Below are 736 nucleotides of genomic sequence, written 5' to 3' on the forward strand. Positions count from 1 at the left end.
CGTTACCTACTATCCGAAGAGCGATGCAACAAAGCCCACTGGGATCCAGGAATTTTATTAAGTTGGTAAGTATAAAAGTAGCCGTTTTATGTTAAAACACAACGTTCCTGATGAGATCACGGCAAGGCTGGATTCCAGTGTCAGCTACTTTCATGACACCATTTGCTGTGCAATTTACCTTCAAAAATGAATGTTCATACAGTTATGGAATGAATCGCGGTATGGCGTAGGGAAACCTTTCTTGAGTTAGCTATAGCACTATAAAATTGTCCGCAGGGCCATATAAAAGTCGTGGTGAGTTAATAAATTTTTATGGAAGAAAGGATATATTAGAAAATTGAGGGTTTTAAAGGAGGTAAAAATGAGACTGTATTATAAAGATATCACAGGTCTTATCAAAGAACCCTACCGCTCCAGAGGAAGGGATTATTTTGACAAAAGAAAGGTACAGATTATATCTGTTAATGAATCTCAAGCTAAATCAAAGGTAGTTGGATCAAATGTATATCGAGTAACACTAAAGCACGATGGTCCTCTTTTGAGTGGAACATGTTCCTGTCCTGCATTTGTGTATTATGGTCCATGTAAGCATATGGCTGCAACAGGTTTTGCTTTGGTTGCACTTGATAGAAAGGAGTATCGATCGTCTGCGCGCCCAGATGAACAGACCATAAGCGTCAAGTTAAGGAAATAAAGGTATGAAAGAGATAGAATAATAAGGTATAAGTTCTCCAAG

The 736-nt window shown here is 38.3% G+C and carries 1 protein-coding gene; it reads left to right on the forward strand.

What is annotated here, in order from left to right:
* Positions 1-361: 361 nt before the first annotated feature.
* Positions 362-694 carry an SWIM zinc finger family protein gene (locus OZD68_RS00025; RefSeq protein WP_275008670.1) on the forward strand — a complete coding sequence of 111 codons (333 nt, stop codon included), beginning with the start codon at positions 362-364 and terminating at the stop codon, positions 692-694.
* The last annotated feature ends 42 nt before the right edge of the window (positions 695-736 follow it).

It is taken from the genome of Wolbachia endosymbiont of Drosophila bicornuta (assembly GCF_028982105.1).
GTDB lineage: Bacteria > Pseudomonadota > Alphaproteobacteria > Rickettsiales > Anaplasmataceae > Wolbachia > Wolbachia pipientis.

Excerpts from the sequence above, each read along its gene's own strand:
- OZD68_RS00025 (WP_275008670.1), top strand. The coding sequence starts at position 362 with ATGAGACTGTATTATAAAGATATCACAGGTCTTATCAAAGAACCCTAC.